At 63.9% G+C, this 17,744-nt stretch carries 21 protein-coding genes and 3 pseudogenes; 8 read left to right on the top strand and 16 right to left on the bottom strand.

Annotation, left to right across the window (positions count from 1 at the left end; translation table 11 throughout):
• Positions 1 to 4: 4 nt before the first annotated feature.
• Positions 5 to 1,915: an ATP-binding cassette domain-containing protein gene (locus FFS13_RS10260; RefSeq protein ID WP_137819005.1), complete on the bottom strand. Its 1,911-nt coding sequence runs from the start codon at positions 1,913 to 1,915 to the stop codon at positions 5 to 7.
• A 50-nt stretch (positions 1,916 to 1,965) separates the two neighbouring features.
• On the opposite strand from FFS13_RS10260, the gene FFS13_RS10265 reads away from it, so the two are divergent.
• On the top strand, positions 1,966 to 2,430 hold the full coding sequence (locus FFS13_RS10265) for a TIGR02444 family protein (protein ID WP_137819006.1): 465 nt from the start codon (positions 1,966 to 1,968) through the stop codon (positions 2,428 to 2,430).
• On the opposite strand, the gene FFS13_RS10270 is transcribed toward FFS13_RS10265, so the two are convergent.
• Positions 2,427 to 3,452: an AlgP family protein gene (locus tag FFS13_RS10270; protein ID WP_137819007.1), complete on the bottom strand. Its 1,026-nt coding sequence runs from the start codon at positions 3,450 to 3,452 to the stop codon at positions 2,427 to 2,429. The genes FFS13_RS10265 and FFS13_RS10270 overlap by 4 nt on opposite strands.
• A 139-nt stretch (positions 3,453 to 3,591) precedes the next feature.
• On the opposite strand from FFS13_RS10270, the pseudogene FFS13_RS10275 reads away from it, so the two are divergent.
• A pseudogene (locus FFS13_RS10275) lies at positions 3,592 to 3,948 on the top strand (FKBP-type peptidyl-prolyl cis-trans isomerase); the annotation flags it as partial.
• 23 nt (positions 3,949 to 3,971) lie between these two features.
• Here FFS13_RS10275 and rsd read toward each other — a convergent pair.
• The 8 genes from rsd to FFS13_RS10315 all read right to left on the bottom strand — a co-directional run bounded on the left by rsd (position 3,972) and on the right by FFS13_RS10315 (position 11,526).
• Positions 3,972 to 4,445, bottom strand: coding sequence for a sigma D regulator (rsd, locus tag FFS13_RS10280; protein WP_137819008.1), 474 nt, complete (start codon positions 4,443 to 4,445; stop codon positions 3,972 to 3,974).
• A gap of 319 nt (positions 4,446 to 4,764) precedes the next feature.
• Positions 4,765 to 5,256, bottom strand: a complete 492-nt coding sequence (locus FFS13_RS10285) for a disulfide bond formation protein B (RefSeq protein WP_137819009.1) — start codon at positions 5,254 to 5,256, stop codon at positions 4,765 to 4,767.
• Between the two features lie 301 nt (positions 5,257 to 5,557).
• On the bottom strand, positions 5,558 to 6,799 hold the full coding sequence (locus FFS13_RS10290; protein ID WP_137819010.1) for a heme biosynthesis HemY N-terminal domain-containing protein: 1,242 nt from the start codon (positions 6,797 to 6,799) through the stop codon (positions 5,558 to 5,560).
• Complete coding sequence (locus FFS13_RS10295) at positions 6,796 to 7,917, bottom strand: uroporphyrinogen-III C-methyltransferase (RefSeq protein ID WP_137819011.1); 1,122 nt, start codon at positions 7,915 to 7,917, stop codon at positions 6,796 to 6,798. Before FFS13_RS10295 ends, FFS13_RS10290 begins: the two co-directional genes overlap by 4 nt.
• A 14-nt stretch (positions 7,918 to 7,931) precedes the next feature.
• A complete protein-coding gene (locus FFS13_RS10300) occupies positions 7,932 to 8,702 on the bottom strand; it encodes a uroporphyrinogen-III synthase (RefSeq protein WP_137819012.1) in 771 nt (256 codons plus the stop codon).
• The gene (gene hemC / locus FFS13_RS10305) at positions 8,699 to 9,640 is read right to left on the bottom strand and encodes a hydroxymethylbilane synthase (protein ID WP_137819013.1); all 942 of its coding nucleotides are present in this window, start codon (positions 9,638 to 9,640) and stop codon (positions 8,699 to 8,701) included. Before hemC ends, FFS13_RS10300 begins: the two co-directional genes overlap by 4 nt.
• 60 nt (positions 9,641 to 9,700) lie before the next feature.
• Positions 9,701 to 10,447 (bottom strand): LytTR family DNA-binding domain-containing protein, encoded by a 747-nt coding sequence (locus tag FFS13_RS10310; protein WP_137819014.1) that lies wholly within the window; start codon positions 10,445 to 10,447, stop codon positions 9,701 to 9,703.
• Positions 10,444 to 11,526, bottom strand: coding sequence for a sensor histidine kinase (locus FFS13_RS10315; RefSeq protein WP_137819015.1), 1,083 nt, complete (start codon positions 11,524 to 11,526; stop codon positions 10,444 to 10,446). Before FFS13_RS10315 ends, FFS13_RS10310 begins: the two co-directional genes overlap by 4 nt.
• A gap of 25 nt (positions 11,527 to 11,551) precedes the next feature.
• Here FFS13_RS10315 and FFS13_RS10320 point away from each other — a divergent pair, with 25 nt between their 5' ends.
• Together FFS13_RS10320 and argH are read left to right on the top strand one after the other, a co-directional pair.
• On the top strand, positions 11,552 to 11,791 hold the full coding sequence (locus FFS13_RS10320) for a hypothetical protein (RefSeq protein ID WP_137819016.1): 240 nt from the start codon (positions 11,552 to 11,554) through the stop codon (positions 11,789 to 11,791).
• Positions 11,781 to 13,175, top strand: a complete 1,395-nt coding sequence (gene argH / locus FFS13_RS10325) for an argininosuccinate lyase (RefSeq protein ID WP_137819017.1) — start codon at positions 11,781 to 11,783, stop codon at positions 13,173 to 13,175. Before FFS13_RS10320 ends, argH begins: the two co-directional genes overlap by 11 nt.
• A 78-nt stretch (positions 13,176 to 13,253) precedes the next feature.
• Here the strand turns inward: argH and FFS13_RS10330 are convergent, their stop codons facing one another.
• The gene (locus tag FFS13_RS10330) at positions 13,254 to 13,913 is read right to left on the bottom strand and encodes a glutathione S-transferase family protein (protein WP_137819018.1); all 660 of its coding nucleotides are present in this window, start codon (positions 13,911 to 13,913) and stop codon (positions 13,254 to 13,256) included.
• 151 nt (positions 13,914 to 14,064) lie between these two features.
• Here FFS13_RS10330 and FFS13_RS10335 point away from each other — a divergent pair, with 151 nt between their 5' ends.
• Positions 14,065 to 14,337 (top strand): hypothetical protein, encoded by a 273-nt coding sequence (locus tag FFS13_RS10335; RefSeq protein WP_137819019.1) that lies wholly within the window; start codon positions 14,065 to 14,067, stop codon positions 14,335 to 14,337.
• A gap of 199 nt (positions 14,338 to 14,536) precedes the next feature.
• A complete protein-coding gene (locus FFS13_RS10340) occupies positions 14,537 to 14,782 on the top strand; it encodes a TIGR02647 family protein (RefSeq protein ID WP_137819020.1) in 246 nt (81 codons plus the stop codon).
• A 35-nt stretch (positions 14,783 to 14,817) separates the two neighbouring features.
• Here the strand turns inward: FFS13_RS10340 and FFS13_RS10345 are convergent.
• The 5 genes and pseudogenes from FFS13_RS10345 to FFS13_RS20100 form a co-directional block, all read right to left on the bottom strand.
• A pseudogene (locus tag FFS13_RS10345) lies at positions 14,818 to 15,105 on the bottom strand (nucleoside diphosphate kinase regulator); the annotation flags it as partial.
• 133 nt (positions 15,106 to 15,238) lie between these two features.
• Entirely contained in the window at positions 15,239 to 15,460 is a 222-nt protein-coding gene (locus FFS13_RS10350) for a DUF1289 domain-containing protein (RefSeq protein WP_137819075.1), read from the bottom strand.
• Positions 15,461 to 15,467: 7 nt separating this feature from the next.
• Positions 15,468 to 15,800 (bottom strand): iron donor protein CyaY, encoded by a 333-nt coding sequence (cyaY, locus tag FFS13_RS10355; protein ID WP_137819021.1) that lies wholly within the window; start codon positions 15,798 to 15,800, stop codon positions 15,468 to 15,470.
• 74 nt (positions 15,801 to 15,874) lie between these two features.
• Positions 15,875 to 16,101: pseudogene (locus tag FFS13_RS20095) on the bottom strand (helix-turn-helix domain-containing protein); the annotation flags it as partial.
• A gap of 8 nt (positions 16,102 to 16,109) precedes the next feature.
• Positions 16,110 to 16,235 (bottom strand): hypothetical protein, encoded by a 126-nt coding sequence (locus FFS13_RS20100; RefSeq protein WP_256657865.1) that lies wholly within the window; start codon positions 16,233 to 16,235, stop codon positions 16,110 to 16,112.
• 125 nt (positions 16,236 to 16,360) lie between these two features.
• Between FFS13_RS20100 and FFS13_RS10365 the strand changes: the two genes are divergently transcribed.
• Positions 16,361 to 16,486 carry a lipoprotein gene (locus FFS13_RS10365; protein ID WP_137819022.1) on the top strand — a complete coding sequence of 42 codons (126 nt, stop codon included), beginning with the start codon at positions 16,361 to 16,363 and terminating at the stop codon, positions 16,484 to 16,486.
• Between the two features lie 9 nt (positions 16,487 to 16,495).
• Entirely contained in the window at positions 16,496 to 17,743 is a 1,248-nt protein-coding gene (gene lysA / locus FFS13_RS10370) for a diaminopimelate decarboxylase (RefSeq protein WP_137819023.1), read from the top strand.
• Position 17,744: the final 1 nt, after the last annotated feature.

Genomic DNA, 17,744 nt, shown 5'->3' on the forward strand with positions numbered 1-17,744 from the left:
AGGGTTAATCGACCTGGGCCAACTGTTGTTCCAGGCTTTCCAAGTGTTCCAGCGCCGCCATCCAGGCCTCTTCCAGCTCGCCTTCGCGGACTTTCAGTTTGGCCTGCTCGGCGAGCAGATCCCTCAGTTCGTCTTTGCGCGCCACTTCGTAGATCGCCGCATCGCCTAGACGGGTTTCCAGGCTGGCGAGCCGGGCATGCAGCACACCGAGTTCCTTCTCCAGCTTCTCGGCCTCACGCTTATGCGGAGCCAACTGCTGGCGCAGCGCCGCCGCGGCCTGGCGCTGGGCGCGCTTGTCGGTCTTGTCCACCGCCGGTGCCGCCGAACTGGCCGGCGTCTGACGCGCGCGATAGTCAACCAACCAGCGCGCATAGTCTTCGAGGTCGCCCTCGAATTCCTGGACGCGCCCATCGGCGACCAGCAGGAACTCATCGGTGGTGCTTTTCAGCAGATGGCGGTCGTGGGAAACCACCAGCACCGCCCCGGCAAAGTCCTGCAGGGCCAGGGTCAGTGCCAGGCGCATTTCCAGGTCGAGGTGGTTGGTCGGTTCATCCAGCAGCAACAGGTTGGGTTTGCCCCAGGCGATCAAGGCCAGGGCCAGCCGCGCCTTCTCACCGCCGGAGAAATTCAGCACCGGCTCATCGCAACGCGGGCCGCGGAAATCGAAACCACCGAGAAAATCCCGCAGCGTCTGCTCACGCTCGGTCGGCGCCAGGCGTTGCAGGTGCAACAGCGGGCTGGCCTTATCGTCGAGCGAATCCAATTGATGTTGGGCGAAATAGCCGACCACCAGATTCTCGCCGCGCACCAGCCGGCCGCCGAGCGGCTCCAACTCACCGGCCAGGGTCTTGATCAGAGTCGATTTACCCGCACCGTTGGGGCCGAGCAAACCAATCCGCGCACCGGGCGCCAAGCCCAGTTTGACCTTCTCCAAGACCGTTTTCTCGCCATAGCCGAGGCGGCCTTCGGCCAGATCGAGCAGCGGGCTGGAAATCTTGTCCGCCTCGCGGAAGCTGAAATCGAACGGCGAATCGACGTGGGCAGCGGACAGCTCTTCCATCCGCTCCAACGCCTTGATCCGGCTTTGCGCCTGACGCGCCTTGGTCGCCTGCGCCTTGAAGCGCGCGATGAATTTCTCCATGTGCGCGCGCTGCGCCTGCTGCTTATCGAAGGCCTGCTGTTGCTGCGCCAGCCGTTCGGCACGGGCCCGCTCGAAGGCCGAGTAGCCGCCGCGATAGAGCGTCAGCTTGCGCTGCTCGACATGGGCGATGTGATCGACCACGGCATCGAGAAAGTCACGGTCATGGGAGATCAGCAGCAAGGTGCCGGGATAGCTTTTCAGCCAATCCTCCAACCACAGGATCGCATCGAGATCCAAGTGGTTGGTCGGCTCATCCAGCAGCAGCAGGTCCGACGGGCACATCAGCGCCTGCGCCAGGTTCAGACGCATCCGCCAGCCACCGGAGAAGCTGCCGACCTGGCGATCCATCTGCTCGTTGCTGAAGCCAAGGCCGGCCAGCAACTTGCGCGCCCGCGCATCGGCGGTGTAACCGTCGGCGCTGTCCAGTTCCGCATGCAGGCGCGCTTGCGCGGCACCGTCATGGGCGGCTTCGGCGGCGGCCAAACCATGCTGTACTTGGCGCAGGCGAATGTCGCCATCCAGCACGTAATCCACCGCCACGCGCTCGAGGGTATCGACCTCCTGGCGCATGTGGGCGATTCGCCAATCGGCAGGCAGCTGACAATCGCCGGAGTCCGGGCTCAGCTCGCCACGCAGCAGGGCGAATAGGCTGGATTTACCGGCACCGTTAGCACCGATCAGGCCGGCTTTTTGACCGGCGTGCAGGGTCAGCTCGGCGTCTTCTAACAAACGCTGCGGGCCACGCTGTAGAGTGAGGTTTTGTAGTCGAATCATAATGGCGGCGGAGTCTACCAGCTTCGCCCACGCATCGCCCGGAAAGCACCATGCCCTCTGACCTGTGGAGTTTTACCATTCGTGCCTACGCCTGCCCCGGAGTCGAGCAGGCCTGCCTGCAGTTGCAACAGGCCGGCGCGGATGTCTGCCTGTTGCTCTGCGCTGCCTGGCTCGGCCAGCGCGAAGTCAGCTGTACGGCTGAGCGCCTGCAACAGCTGGCGGCGCTGGCGCACCCCTGGCAAAGCACGGTGATCATGCCGCTGCGGCAATTGCGCCGAAGCTGGCGCGTAGCGGCCACCGGGGATAGCGCGTTGGCCACGCTGCGTGAACAGCTGAAGAGCTTGGAATTGGCCGCCGAACAGCAACTGCTGCTGAGGCTGGAGGCGGCGGCGCAGATCTGGCCGACGGGTGAGGCCAATGACTTGCCGGCTTGGCTAAGCGGCCTCGCCGCGCAAGCTGGAGAGCAAGACCGCGACGCGCTGCAGGTGCTGCGCGTCGCGGTCAGCCAAGCTTAGGACGCGTTGCTCGGTGCGCTACCGCCATTGCTGGCCGGGGTGGCCGCTACGGCTGGCGCCGCTGGAGCGGCAGGTTTAACCGGCGCCACACTGGCTGCCGACACGGCCACAACGGGCTTAGCCGCCGCAGGCTTGGCCACGGCCGGCTTAGCTGCAGCTGGTTTAGCCGCAGGCTTCACTGGCGCTTTTTTGGCTGCTGGCTTGGCGGCAGGCTTTGCCGCGGCTTTGACTGCCGGCTGAGTGGTGGCTGTAGCCACTGGCTTGCTCGCAGCTTTCACTGGCGCTTTTGCCGCAGCCGGTTTAGCCGCTGCAGGCTTGGCGGCACCCGCGACGACAGGCTTCTTCGCTACGGGTTTAGCTGCTGGCCTAGCCGGAGCTTTTGCCGGTGCTTTAGCTGCGGGCTTGGCGGCAACCGGTTTCGCGGCAGGCTTGGCGCTGCTGGCGGCGACTGGCTTAGCCACAGGTTTGACCGCGGGTTTTGCCGACGCTTTAGTCGCTGGCTGCGCAGCAGGTTTGCTCGCAACCTTGGCCGGAGCTTTTGCCGCGGCAACTTTAGCCGGGGCTTTGGGCGCCAGCGGTTTGGCCACAGGTTTAGCGCCAGCAACTGGTTTTGGCTTAGCGGCACGGCTGCTGAGAACCTTGCTCACCGCTTCCTTAACTTTGCCCACACCCTGAGCCAGCTTCAGGCTTTCCTGAGCGTCGCGCTTGAGTTGGACGATATAGCCTCGGGTCTCGGTTTGGCGGGCCTTGAGGCTGTCGAGCAACTCTTCTAGCTCGGCAACCGCCGCCTTGGCTTTGGCTTGCGCTTTGGCCTTACCGGCCGTGGCGGCATCCTGCAATTTGCTGCGGGCGTTGTGCAACTTTTCTTGGGCTTTGCCGCGTTGTTTCTCCAGCTTGGCCAGCAGTTTTTCTGCATCGACCAACGCCTGGGAACAAGCACTTTCGAGATGTTCGAGCAGGCTCTGAGAAAGCTGCTGCAGCAGATGCAAGGGAGTAGTAACCGACTTCTTATTGGCCGACATAACGCGCCTCCTGGCGAACGTAGGTGCGGCCCATACTAGCCCCCTGATTCGCCGCTCGCCAGTTCCGCCACTCAGCTGCCACAGATGACTGGCATAATCGCCGGCCAGCGCAGATCGCGCGATCACGGCGCCGAGGCGTTTTCTCGCCAACGAAAAAGCTAGAGCCGGGGTGCGCGAATTGCCTGGCGGCGTGCTGCGCATCGAGCTACGGCGCGGACACGGCGGCAAGCCAATGGCAACCAGCAAAGTGCAGGTACTTTATGTCGGCTGCTTGGCCGATGGCAGTGTGTTCGATGAGAGTGCCGAACCACAGTGGTTCCGCCTGGACAGTGCAATCGCGGGTTGGCGCACAGCGCTGCAAGAGATCCCACTCGACGCGAAGTGGCGCCTGGCGACTCCGTCAACCCGGGCCTAGGGTGCCGAAGGTACTGGCGACCCGATCCCGCCCTATGCGCCACGGGTATTTGCACTGGAGTTGCTCGGAACCGCCGACTGAGCAGCGGTTCCGCCAACGGCCACTCAGACGGCTGGCGCAGTCTGTTGTTGATGCGCGGTGTGCAGGACTTCGATCAGGCAATCTTCCAGCTCGAAGCGCTCATGCAAGAGCTGACCGAGACGCTCGAGCTCGGCCCCCAAAGACACGCTGTCGCGGCAGTCGCCGTTATCGCAACGGTCGTTGAACGACAGCGCGGCTTCGGTGATGGCTTCAATCCGTGGATAGATCTGCTTGGCCAACTCGAGCCCCCGCTGATCGCCGAAGGCTTTCGCCTCGCCGGTCAGCTGTTCGTAGACCTCGAAGTGTCCGGCCGAGACATAGTCGACCAGCACCTCACAGAACCTCAGTAGGGCTTGCGCATTGGCGGCAGGCGGCTGTGGACTGTCGTTGAGAACATCGTAGGCGCGCACCAGTTCATGGCGCTCTTGCAACCAACGGTCGATTAGCAGATGAACCCCACCCCAGCGTTCTTGGGCGTTCTGGCAGCTCTCGAGCATGATGACCTCACTTCCCTTATCGATAATGCTGTTATACGTCTGCTCCGCGACGATTTTTTGTCAATCGGTGCTTGGTCTTGGGAAGGCAACGCCGAAACGGCAATATTCCGGCGGCATGTGCAGGCCAGATTAAGCTCGCCAGACAGCGCCTTCAAGGCACCCGCGGAGAAGAATTCATACGAGCGTTTAATCGACACCCCGCACACGGCTTGGCTTGCAGAAACTCACCCGAATCGACCCACGCCCAACACCGCACCACAGTAGACCGGCAGCTTTAGGATAACGCGCCCACTCGCGAGCGCAATCGCCCCGCACCTGCTCAAGCGCGCCGGAGCAATTGGAACAAGGCGAACACGAGCATGCCGGCGAAGGCCAACAAGCTCCACTCTGGAATGCTCATGCCAAACAGTGTCCAGCTGACCTCGGCGCAATCGGCGGTGCCGTGCAGCACCAGGCGCACTATGTCCTGAAATGGCAGGGCCTCCATCATGTAATCCAGGCTCGGCAGACAGGCCGGCAATTCCTCGGCCGGGACGTTCTGCAGCCACACCTGACGCCCAGCAGTCGCAGCACCCGCCAGCGCACTGAGCAGTGCCAATACCGAATAGGTCCGCACCCCAGTCCGCCCAGGCGCATGCAGTGCGGCAATCAGGCAGATCACTCCGAAAGCCATCACGCAGACGCGCTGCACGATGCACAGAGGGCAAGGTTCGAGCCCCAGCACATGCTCCAGATACAGCGCCCCGCCCATCAGGGCGACGCAAGCAAGAAAGGCAAGAAGAAACAACGAACGCGGACTGGCCAGCGGCATGACGACTCCAATGGAGGCAGGGAAAGGTCGTTACGGTAGTGGAAAGCGCCAGGCGCTTACAAGCCAAGCCGCTCGGCCAGAGGGGGCAGCCATCCGGCGCAGGCCACCATGCGTCAGTTGCTGACAGCACCTTGGCTCAGCCGGCGCGAGCCCGCCCGGATCACCTGCAGAGCGCAGACATTTTGGCGTTGCCCGTGCCAGGCGCTCTGCGGCGCAACGCCCAATCGAGTGGCGCAAACACCGCGACACTACAGCGCAGGCACAAGGTGGATTGCCGCGGCAGCGCTCCACCTCCAGAACCTCAGACGTGCACCGACTCCGGCAAGGGCAAGAGCGGCAAACGCTGATCAAGCAGGCCGAGACCTTCCTGAAACAGCTGATTGCTGCGTTCGACTTCGCCCTGCTGAGCCAGCAACCGAGCCAGCTCCGCGCAGGCTTGCGGGTCGCGCGCAAAGCTCAGGCTGCTCTCGAAGTATTCCTTGGCCTTGCCCCACAGGTGATTCTGTAGGCACAGACGGCCGAGGCTCAACAGCAGGTCGGCATCACGGGGTTGCTGTTTCAGCCAGCTTTCGGCCGTTTGCAGCTGGCGCACCGGGTCACGACCCCGCACCAGGCCATAGAGCCTCGCCAGGCGACTGTCGTAGTTGCGCTGCAGTGCAGTGCGCAGCACTTCTTCGGCCTCTTCCTGGGCACCCAAGGCCCGCAGCTGTTCGGCATACACGGCGATCAGCTGCGGCTCGCCGCGTTGCGCCTTGGACAACTGCTGCCAGGCCTGCGTCAGCGGCTGCAGCGCCGTTTCACCGCCGTTCAAACCATCCTGCCCGGCAGTCACCAGCCGCGCGCTCCAGGCTTGGCGCTCGAGCGCTAGCAACTCGGACTCCGCTAGCGCCTTGTCCTTACGCAACTCCGGCAACAAGGCGAGCAGTGCCGACCAGTCGCCGCGCTGCCGATACAGCTGCTGCAGCTGACGCAGCACTTGTCGATGATGGGGATGGCGCTCGCGCATGACCTGCAGGGTTTCCAGCGCCGCATCGGCCTGCCCGCGCGCCTGCTGCAGCTCGGCATGGGCCAAGGCAATCGCCAACTCGGCCTGCGGCTGGCGTTCCAGAGCCCGCTCCAACAGGGCGTCGCTCTCTTCATGCTGGCCCAGTTCATTGGCCGCTCGCGCAGCACCGAGGTAATAGGTCAGCGGCTGCCGCTCGCCTTCTGCGGCCCGTTGTAAGTGTCGCAAGGCGCGAGCCCAGCGACCCTCCGCGAGATCCAGCAGACCCTGCTGCGCCGCCAGTTGCACGCGGCGACTACGATTGCGGCGCGACCAGGGATTGACCACGCCCCCCGAGACAAACACCAGACTGAACAGCCAGCGCGCGCCGTAAACCAACAGCCAGAGCAGCGCCACTACTGCCACTGCCGCCCAGAGGCTCGACTCGTAGCGAAAACCCTTATAGGCGATCAGCACATAGCCCGCGTGCTCGGCGATCGCCAGGCCAAGCAACGCCGCCGCAGCGATGAACACGAGGAGAATCAGCAACAGACGCTTCATGGGCTGGCTTCCTCCAGCTCATCGCTCGTGGGCTGCTGCAAAGCTTTTGCCGGCGCCTGGCGCTGTTGCAGATAGGCTTGCACCGCGCTCAACGCGGGAGCCAGATCCGGCATCTCGACGGCCACCGGCTGGCTGCTCAGCTCGTCGATGCGCGCAAGCAGGGCCTGACTATCCGGGTTGTCCTGATTGAAATGACTCTCCAGCACGCTGCGCGCTTGCTTCAGCGCCTGCTGATAAACCTCTGGCTGACCGTTCAACGCGGCCCACTGCGCTTGCTCCAGCGCCAGCGTCAGCGCCAGGCGGACCTGCGTCAGGCTCTGGCCGGCCAGCAGCGGACGGATGTTCCGGTCGGCATTGAAGTCGATGCGGATGTAACGCGAAATCTTTTCCCACCACTGCGCCCAACGGCTGCTGCCATCGCCTTCGGCGGCCAGCCCGAGCTGCTCGCCAGTGCTGACAAACACCGGCGCCAACGCACTCAGCTGCGCGGCCTGGGCGCGCAACGCGCCAAGCTGCAGGAACAGGCCGGTGCGATCCAGGGCCGCCAGGCTACGCAAGGCTGCCAGGCTCTTCGCCAGTTGCTCACGAGCCGCGAAGGCGGCAGGGTCATCCTGATCGCGGAGAATCTCATCGGCGCCCTGCACCAGCACCTTGGCGCTGTTGATGTCCTGCAGCGCCGACAGGCGCAGGCTGGCCAGACGCAGCAGGTGCTCGGCTTCGGCCAGACGCCAGTCCTGACGGCTGGCGCCGAGCACGCTTTCGAGGCGCTGGCTTAAGTGCTGTTGATCGCCCTGCAACTGGGCCAGCAGACGTCGGCGGGCTTCCAGCTCCTCGGGCAACGGCAGCTCGGCCAGGCGTGCAGCCAGGCTTTGCTCACGCAGGGTCAGCGCCTGAGTCTGGCCACGGGCATCCTCCAGCTGCGCGAGTTGCTCCTGGTCATGCGCCTGCAAGCTACGCACCTGCCACCAGCCCCAGCCGCCAGCCGCCACGCCCGCGGCGCCGAGAAACAGGGCCAGCACGGCCAGGCCATTACCCCGTCGCTCAGGGCTCTTGGCAGCCGATGTGGGCGCATCGAGCGCGGGCTGGGTAGCGTCTTTCGGGGAGGTTGCTTCGCTCACGTATCCTTCCTACATCAGAGGGCAGGTGCAGACTGAGTCTGCAAAGCTGCCAGCAACGCCGCGGCACTCGCGCCACGGCAGTCCACAACCGTTCGAGCGCCGGCGGCACGCGCCAACTCGGCGACCCGCGGGCTCGGTACAAACAAGGGTAACCGCGCCAGCTCGGGCCAGGCATCCGCAGCCAACTGGCGCAGGTGGGCAAACCCCTCGCCACTGCTGACCACCAGGCCATTCAAGCGCTCCGCGGCGATCCGCTCCAGCAGGGTTGCCGCCGGATAGTCCGGCAGACGACGCCGATAGAGTTGCAGATAATCGACCGTCACACCTTGACCGCGCAAGCACTCGGCAAGGGCTTCGCGACCACCTTCGCCACGCAGGATCAGCACTCGCGGCGTAGGTACCGCCAAGGCCGCACGCAACTGCGGCAGCGCGAGCAGGGCCTCGCTGTCGTCACCGCCTGAAGGGCAGGTCACGGGCAAGCCGTAGTCTTCGAGAATCTGCGCCGTGGCGGCGCCGACGCTGAACCACGGCTGATCCGCCAAGGGCTGCGGCCAGTAACGGTCGAGCAGCTCAAGCCCCAAACGCGCGGCCGGCTTGCTGACCACAATCACCGCGCAGTAGCGATCCAACTCGAGGATGGTCGCCCGCTGCTGCGGGGTCTCCGCCAGTGGCTCGATATCCAGGAGTGGCAGGCTGCTGCTGAAGATCGCCTGTTCGGCCAGGCTGGCAGCCAGCGCCGCACACTCCTCGGCGGGACGGGTCAACAGCAGACGCCAGGCGGTCACGGGTGATCGACCTCGCCGTAGACGCCCTCGAGGATGGCCGCCGCGCCCTGCGCCAAGAGGTCTTCGGCGACCCGCACACCCAACTCTTCCGGCTCGGCAAGCGAGCCACGGGCTTCGGCGCGCAGGAGCAGGCCGCCATCCGGCTGGCCGACCAAACCGCGCAGCCACAACTGCTCGCCGTCCAGCTCGGCGTAGCAGGCGATCGGCACCTGACAGCCACCGTTGAGGCGCTTGTTGAGCGCACGCTCGGCACTCACCCGCAGGGCGGTATCGCGATGGTGCAAGGGCGCCAGCAGGGCATGAATCTCGCTATCCGCGCTGCGGCATTCGATGCCGACCGCGCCCTGACCGCCCGCCGGCAGGCTGTCGAGCACACTGATACTGGAGCGGATACGCTCGCCAAACCCGAGACGAATCAGGCCCGCCGCGGCGAGGATGATGGCGTCGTACTCACCGGCATCCAGCTTGGCCAGCCGGGTGTTGACGTTGCCACGCAGGAAACGAATCTGCAGATCCGGCCGCAACGCCAGCAGTTGAGTCTGGCGCCGCAAGCTGGAGGTGCCGACCACGCTGCCGACCGGCAATGCCGCCAGGCTGTCGTAGCGATTGGAGACGAAGGCATCGCGCGGGTCTTCGCGCTCGCAGATGCAGTAGAGACCGAGACCTTCGGGGAAGTCCATCGGCACGTCTTTCATCGAGTGCACGGCGATGTCCGCTTCATGCTCCAGCAGTGCGGTTTCCAGTTCTTTAACGAACAGGCCTTTGCCGCCAATTTTCGACAACGGCGAGTCGAGCAGCTTGTCGCCGCGACTGACCATCGGCACCAGGCTGACGTTCAGCCCCGGGTGAAATGTTTCCAGGCGGGCTTTGACGTACTCGGCCTGCCAGAGGGCCAAGGCACTTTTGCGGGTGGCGATACGGATTTCGCGGGACGGCATGGCGACTCTCGAACGTAGGGAACTTAGGTATCTTAAGTCAGCCCGACGAGTGACGCACGATCAGAGGTTGTTCATCAGCTTGCGCACGCCGGCCACATGCCGGCGACTGACGATCAGCGCATCGCCGTTAAGACCCTTGAGGAACAGCTGGAAATGCCCGAGCGGCGTGCGTTGCAGGCGCTCGATGCGCTCACGGGCGACCAGGGCATTGCGATGGATACGCACGAAACGATCACCGAATTCGTCTTCCAGCGCCTTCAGCGGCTCATCCAGCAACACCTCGCCGCCTTCATGGCGCAAGGTGACGTATTTGTGGTCGGCGATAAAGAAGATCACCTGATCCAACGGAATCAGCTCGATACCTTTGCGGGTGCGCGCGCTGATATGGCTGCGTGGGCCGTTGCCGCTTTCCGCCGCCGGCCGGGTCAACGCCACGAGTTGCACGCGATTAGGCCGTTCGGCCTTCTTCAAGGCCTCGATCAAGCTTTCCGGGCGCACCGGCTTGACCAAATAGCCGACCGCACTGACCTGAAACGCCTCGATCGCAAACTCATCATGGGCGGTGCAGAAGATCACCGCCGGCGGCGCCTCGCGCTCGCAGAGTTTGGCCGCCACTTGCAAACCATCCAGCCCCGGCATGCGGATATCGAGTAACACCACATCGGGTTTCAGGCTGTCGATCAGCGTCAACGCCTCTTCGCCATTGCTGGCGCTGGGCTCCAGGACACGATAGCCATCGAGCTCACTGACCATTCGGCTCAGGCGCTCACGGGCAAGGGGCTCATCATCGACGATCAGGACATTCATATTGCTCTGGCTTCCTGCGTAGGTCTCGCACAAGGATAGCGTAGACAGGTGAAGTGGCGCCCGTCACGGCGATCCACGCTGAGACTCGCGCGCGAGCCAAAAAGTGCCGCGAGACGCGCATCTATATTCACCAACGCCTGCTGAGTACCCCGCGAGGGTTTTTGCTCACCGCCCTCGTCATAGGGATTGCTGACGCACAGCTGGAACACCCCCTCGTTATAGTCGGCCTCGACCCGCACCATGCCCCCCCCGATGCGCGGCTGAATGCCATAGATCAAGGCATTCTCCAGCAGCGGCTGCAAGGTCAGTTGCGGGATCGGCAAATCGTCCGGCACCCCCGCCACCAGCCACTCCAGCTGGAGACGCTCGCCCAGACGATAGTGTTCGATCGACAGGTAACGTTTGCTCAGCTCCAACTCCTCACTCCAAGACACCAGGCTGCCGGGCTTGGCCAGACTGGCGCGAAACAGATCGGACAAATCCAGCACCGCCTGCTCGGCCTTGTACGGATCGATCACCACCAGGCTGGCGATGCTGTTCAAGCTGTTAAACAAGAAATGGGGGCGGATCCGCGCTTGCAACGACTCGATGCGCGCCTTGAGCTCCGCCTGTTGCTGCCGACGCCATTGGCTCTGCAGATAGAAATAGCGTAGCAGCAGCGCGGACATGATCAGGCTGATCAGCGCATGACGCAGGTACAGGTTGACCTCGCCACTGCGCGGCAAGGGTCCGCCCAGATCGTAATAATCGGCGACCGCGGTGCAGCCCAGCGCCAGCCCGACCACGATCAGGCAACACAGCATGCCCGCAAGGGCGGCGGGCAAACGCGCCAGCAACGGGCGCAGGCGACAGAGCAAGGCGGCCGAGAGCAGCACTATCCACTGCACGAACAAGGAGGTCAGGGCCAGGCGCACCCAGTTGAACCCCGGCTGCATCGGTTCGGCCAGCACCAGCACCAGCACCAGCAGTTCGGCGAGCAGCACCAGCACCAGCAAGGCTTCGGGCAGGCACAACTCGGGCAGGAAGAATTCGCCATGGGCGGTCGTGTTGTTGTTATTTTTGAACCAGTCGATACGCATCGGCACAGTTTCCGTGGAGGCCGGTATGGCGGCAAGCGAACTCGCGCCGCTCAAGCTAAATAAAGCACTGAAATACCCGACCGCACTAAAAACTGTGACCGGCGCAACACTGCCCAGTCAGCCAGGCGCGGCGCAAGACGACAAAGCGCCGCGGCGAATTTGCCTTTTACCCTGCTATTATCGGCACACTTTGTCCGCCATGCAGGCTGCCACTCGCGGCCCGCCCGTTTTTGCGCATCAGCCGAGCGAATCCCATGAGCATTGAGAAGACCAACCAATCCTGGGGCGGCCGCTTCAGCGAGCCCGTCGACGCCTTCGTCGCCCGCTTCACCGCCTCCGTCAACTTCGACCAGCGCCTCTATCGCCACGACATCATGGGTTCCATCGCCCACGCCAGCATGCTGGCCAAGGTCGGCGTACTGACCATGGAAGAGCGCGATGCCATCGAGGCCGGCCTCCAGCAGATCCAGGTTGAAATCGAGGCCGGCAGCTTCGACTGGCGCGTCGATCTGGAAGACGTGCACATGAATATCGAGGCGCGCCTGACCGACCGTATCGGCGTTACCGGCAAGAAACTGCACACCGGCCGCAGCCGCAACGATCAGGTCGCCACCGACATCCGCCTGTGGCTGCGTGACGAGATCGACCTGATCCTGGGTGAAATCACCCGCCTGCAGCAGGGACTGCTGGAACAGGCCGAGCGCGAAGCGGCCACCATCATGCCCGGCTTCACCCACCTGCAAACCGCCCAGCCCGTCACCTTCGGCCATCACCTGCTGGCCTGGTTCGAGATGCTCTCGCGTGACTACGAGCGCCTGGTCGATTGCCGCAAACGCACCAACCGCATGCCGCTGGGCAGCGCTGCCCTGGCCGGCACCACCTACCCGATCCAGCGCGAGATCACCGCCGAACTCCTGGGTTTCGACGCCGTTGGCGGCAACTCCCTCGATGGCGTCTCGGATCGCGACTTCGCCATCGAATTCTGCGCCGCCGCGAGCCTGGCGATGATGCACCTGTCGCGCTTCTCCGAAGAGCTGGTGCTCTGGACCAGCGCGCAGTTCCAGTTCATCGACCTGCCGGATCGCTTCTGCACCGGCAGCTCGATCATGCCGCAAAAGAAGAACCCCGACGTCCCGGAGCTGGTGCGTGGCAAATCCGGCCGCGTGTTCGGCGCGCTGATGGGCCTGCTGACCCTGATGAAAGGCCAGCCGCTGGCCTACAACAAGGACAACCAGGAAGACAAGGAACCGCTGTTCGACGCCGCCGACACCCTGCGCGACAGCCTGCGCGCCTTCGCCGACATGATCCCGGCGCTCAAGCCCAAGCACGCCAGCATGCGCGAAGCGGCCCTGCGCGGCTTCTCCACCGCCACCGACCTGGCCGATTACCTGGTACGCAAGGGCCTGCCCTTCCGCGACTGCCACGAAATAGTCGGCCATGCGGTGAAGTATGGCGTGGAGTCTGGCAAGGACCTGGCCGAGATGAGCCTGGAAGAGCTGCGCAAATTCAGCGACCAGATCGATCAGGATGTGTTCGCCGTGCTGACCCTGGAGGGCTCGGTGAATGCCCGCGACCATATCGGCGGCACCGCGCCGAACCAGGTACGCGCGGCGGTAGTACGCGGTAAAGAGTTGCTGGCCGGACGTTAATCCGCGCCGCTTATTCAGCTAGTGCGACAACGTACGGCGCAATGACCGCAAGGCATTGTTGCGCCGTATACCTCCCTCTTACTTCCCTCCCCGCGCCTTCGCCAAAAACTCCGCCATCTCGGCATCCCTGTCCGCCGCCACCCGCTGTACATGCGGGTTCTGGTTGAGCAGAGCGAACAGCGCTTGGGCGGCGGGAAAGTCGGCCAGCAGATCGAGCTCGAACATCTTCTTCGCCACCGCACAGGCCAGGTCCAAGCTGTAGAGGAAGTAGATATCCGCCAGGCTGAACCGCTCGCCGGCCACATAGGGGCCGAACTTGCCGTGGCGCTTGAGAGTGGCGACCCCTGCCAGCAGATCGCCTTTGGCCTTGGCCTTGATCGCCTCATCGACCCGCCCACCGAAGAACGCTTCGAGGTAGCAGGCGCGCGCCGGCAGTTCGACATACAGCTCGATCTCGCGCATCAATGCGCGCACATAGGCGCGCGCGTAAGGCTCGGTCGGCAGCAGGGGCTGGCCTGTCTGGCGGTCTTCCAGATAATCGAGGATCACGCTGGTTTCGTTGATAAAGCCCTGCTCGGTCTGCAACACCGGCACCTTGCCGCGCGGGCTGATGGCGAGGAACTCGTCGCTCTGGCCGCCATGGATGGCGACCACCTCGAAGGGCACACCCTTCTCCAGCAGCGCCAGTTTGACCATGTTGAAGTAGTTGCTGACCGCGAAGCCGTAGAGCTTGAGCATGAGAACCTCCGAGCCGTATGGGGTGGGCATCCCCCCCTTATAAGCCGACGTCGCGCCGGCGCCCACGAGCATCAGAATCGTGAATGCTCGCGCCACAGCAACCAGCCGCCACTCGTGGCAAACTGCCGGTTCATTCCGCAGGAGTCCGCCCATGAGCGAGCACGATGAGAGCGAAGAAGCCTTCGCCGAAGCCACCCTGACCCAGGCCATCGAGAATCAGATCGAGACCGATAACCCGCCAGCGGCCAAAGCCACCTTCAATAAACTGACTCTGGTCGGCTACCCGCGCGAAGAGATCCTGCAATTGATGGCGCTGGTGCTGGCCCACGAAATCGACGCCATGCTGGATGAGGATCGTCCCTTCGACAGCGCCTGGTATGAGCAAGCCCTGCGCGCGCTACCGGAACTGCCGGAAGAATCCTGAGAGTCTGACCCAACCTACGGTCTTATTCCGCGCAATGGCCGTTATCGGCAAAGTCTTGAAACCTGACGCCAGTCGTAAAACCCAACACGGCGAGCAACTCCTCGCTACACTGGCAAAACGCCCCCGCCCGTTGCGGCGGGGCTACTCCAGCCGGACATCGCGGATGGCCGGCGTACAACTACAAGAGCCTGGAGCGAACATGTCCTTTACCCCTGAGCTGATTGCCGAACTGGAAATTCTTGCGCTGTTCAACCTGGCCAACACCTTGGAAGGTCTCAAGGTTCATCAGACTGCCTCACCCGAGGCTGTTGCCGCCGCGCTGCGACTGCACGATAAAGGCCTGATCACCCAACCGGATGGCGGTTACCTGACCAGCCTCGGCCTGGATGCGGCAGGGCATGCACAAGGCCTGCTGACCATCCTGACGGTCGAAGAACCCGCCTAAACAGCACCCATCTCCCGTCGTCGCAGCCCTCAAGCTGCCGGCGACGCGGGCGCGAGGATCGACACCGTACCCTCGCTACCAGCGTCCTGCGGGTAGACCAGGGTCAGGTGATGTTCCTTGCCGTTGCCTTCGTCGCGGCAGAACACCCGCGAATTCATCGTCACCACACCCGCCGGCACTTCGTCGTGACCGACCACCTAGGCGCGCGCCAGCTCCTGTTCCAGGGCCTTAGCGCCGGGGCCGAAATCGTCCAAGCTCTCGAGCAAACGCTCCAGGCGCTGCAAATCCAGACGGGTGATGGTGATCGACGGTGTGCTCATGATGGCGGCGACTCTCCTGACGACGGACGCAGAAAAAGCAAAACCCCGGCCGAAGACGGGGTTTTGACGAACCTCAGCTGGGCGAGGTGTAGGCCGACCGTATCACAGCCAAACAGATAAACAAGGCTGGTGGTGGTCAGCCCCCACTCAGCGGCGACGGACGCACACGGGTCTGTGCGACCCGGCAGATTTCCCGCCGGCGGCGGCTGTCGGCCGCCTTCCATTCGCGGATTTCCGCGAGCAGGCGACCGCAGCCGATGCAGATATCCTGCTCGTCCAGGCAACACGCGCGGCGACAGGGCGAGGCCACCAGCTCATCCGCCGCTGGCGCGGTAACGCTCACCGCTGCCGCGGCCATGGCGCAATCAGAGCTCTTCAAACTCAAGCGCCTCGCCCGCCTGTTCCAGAGCAATACGCGCCAACATCTCCCCCAGCAGCTCATCGCTGCTGTCGCAGATCCAGCGGTCGCTGGCCTGATCGTAATCGAAGTGGAAACCGCCCGAACGCGCCGCCACCCAGAGCTGACGAATCGGCGCCTGACGACTGAGGATTAGCTGGGTACCGTTCTCAAAGCGCACGGTAAGAATGCCCGCCGAGTTCTCCAGGTCGAGATCCAGGCCGCTGTCATCGAAAATGTCTTCCACGGCCTGCTGGGTGGCATCCACCAGATCGTGGAAGCGGGCTTCGGTCAAACTCATTACGCGTTACCTCGGGAAAAGGGTTGGCAGCACCCGCTCCCGGCGGGCTTGCTGCATCGGCCACGGCATGTGGGTCACAAGTGACGACGATAGTCGGCGGGACTTTGTCCGGGCCAACGTCGGCACGCGCGGGCTCGCTGAAACCGACCAAAAAGGCGATATCCGCCCGCGCCAACGTCGGATCGCGCAGAGAGTGCAACACCAACTGCCGGCACGTTTCATCGACGAGCTGGCCGAATGATAACCCGGTCTCGCGCAGACGGCGCTGCAAGGTGCGCGGAGTCAACGCTAAAACCTGAGCGCGGCGGCTCATTGGCCAGGGTCGCCGGGGGCCAGCGGCGCGCCGGGCTCGACACCCTGCCGGCCCAGGTAATCCAGCAGGCCCTGCAAATAGGCGAGCGAAACCGCGCTGGCGAGCGGTGCGGGATTCTCCATCGAGGCGCCTTTTTAGTCCGTCATCCTAGCCGCAAGCCCCGTCGGACGGGAGCCTTGGCGCATAGGCAAGGCGTCGGGGGGCCGGTATACTCCGGCGCAATCACTGCTTTTACAAGGATTCCGCCATGAAGCGGCTACTTACTGCCCTTATCGCGCTCGTCGCCGTCTCTTCGTTGCTCACCGGGTGCGGCCAGAAAGGCCCGCTGTACCTGCCAGACGAAGATCAACCCGCTGCTGAACACACCCACTAAGGAGGCGGTATGCACGCCTTCAATTACCGCGCAGGTCAGCTGTTCGCGGAGGGTGTGGCGCTGTCCGCCATCGCCGAGCGCTTTGGCACGCCGACCTATGTCTACTCACGGGCGCATATCGCCGCGCAGTACCACGCCTATGCCGATGCCTTGAACGGCGTCCCGCACCTGGTCTGCTACGCGGTAAAAGCCAACTCCAACCTCGCGGTACTGAATGTCCTGGCGCGTCTCGGCGCGGGTTTCGACATCGTCTCCCGTGGCGAGTTGGAACGCGTCCTGGCCGCCGGTGGCGAGCCGAGCAAGATCGTCTTCTCCGGCGTCGGTAAGACCCGCGACGACATGCGCCGCGCCCTGCAGGTCGGTGTGCACTGTTTCAATGTCGAATCCACCGACGAGCTGGAGCGCCTGCAACTGGTCGCCGCCGAACTGGGCGTGCAGGCCCCGGTGTCGCTGCGGGTCAACCCGGATGTCGATGCCGGCACCCACCCGTACATTTCCACCGGTCTGAAAGAAAACAAATTCGGCATCGCCATCGCCGATGCCGAGGCCGTGTACGCCCGCGCGAATGAACTGGCGAATCTGCAGGTGATCGGCGTCGACTGCCATATCGGCTCGCAGCTGACCAGTCTGCCGCCGTTCCTCGATGCCCTGGATCGCCTGTTGGCGCTGATCGACCGTCTGGCCGAGCGCAGCATCCGCATTCGCCATCTGGATCTCGGCGGCGGAGTCGGTGTGCGCTACAAGGATGAAACCCCGCCACTCGTCAGCGACTACATCCAGGCCGTGCGCGCGCGTACCGCCGGGCGCGATCTGGCCCTGGTGTTCGAGCCGGGCCGGTATATCGTGGCCAACGCCGGGGTGCTGTTGACCCAGGTCGAATACCTCAAGCACACCGAACACAAAGACTTCGCCATAGTCGATGCGGCGATGAACGACCTGATCCGCCCTGCGCTGTACCAGGCCTGGATGGACGTGGTCGCCGTGCAGCCGCGCGACGGCCAGAGTCGCCTGTACGACATAGTCGGGCCGATCTGCGAGACCGGCGACTTCCTCGCCAAAGGCCGCGAACTGACGCTGGCCGAAGGCGATCTGCTGGCCGTGTGTTCGGCCGGTGCCTACGGCTTTGTCATGGGCTCCAACTACAATACCCGCGGCCGCTGCGCCGAGGTGCTGGTGGATGGCGAGCAGGCTTTCGAAGTGCGGCGCCGCGAGACCGTGCAAGAACTCTACGCCGGCGAAAGCCTGCTGCCGGAGTGAC

This window comes from Pseudomonas sp. 2FG (assembly GCF_005502935.1).
Classification (GTDB): domain Bacteria; phylum Pseudomonadota; class Gammaproteobacteria; order Pseudomonadales; family Pseudomonadaceae; genus Aquipseudomonas.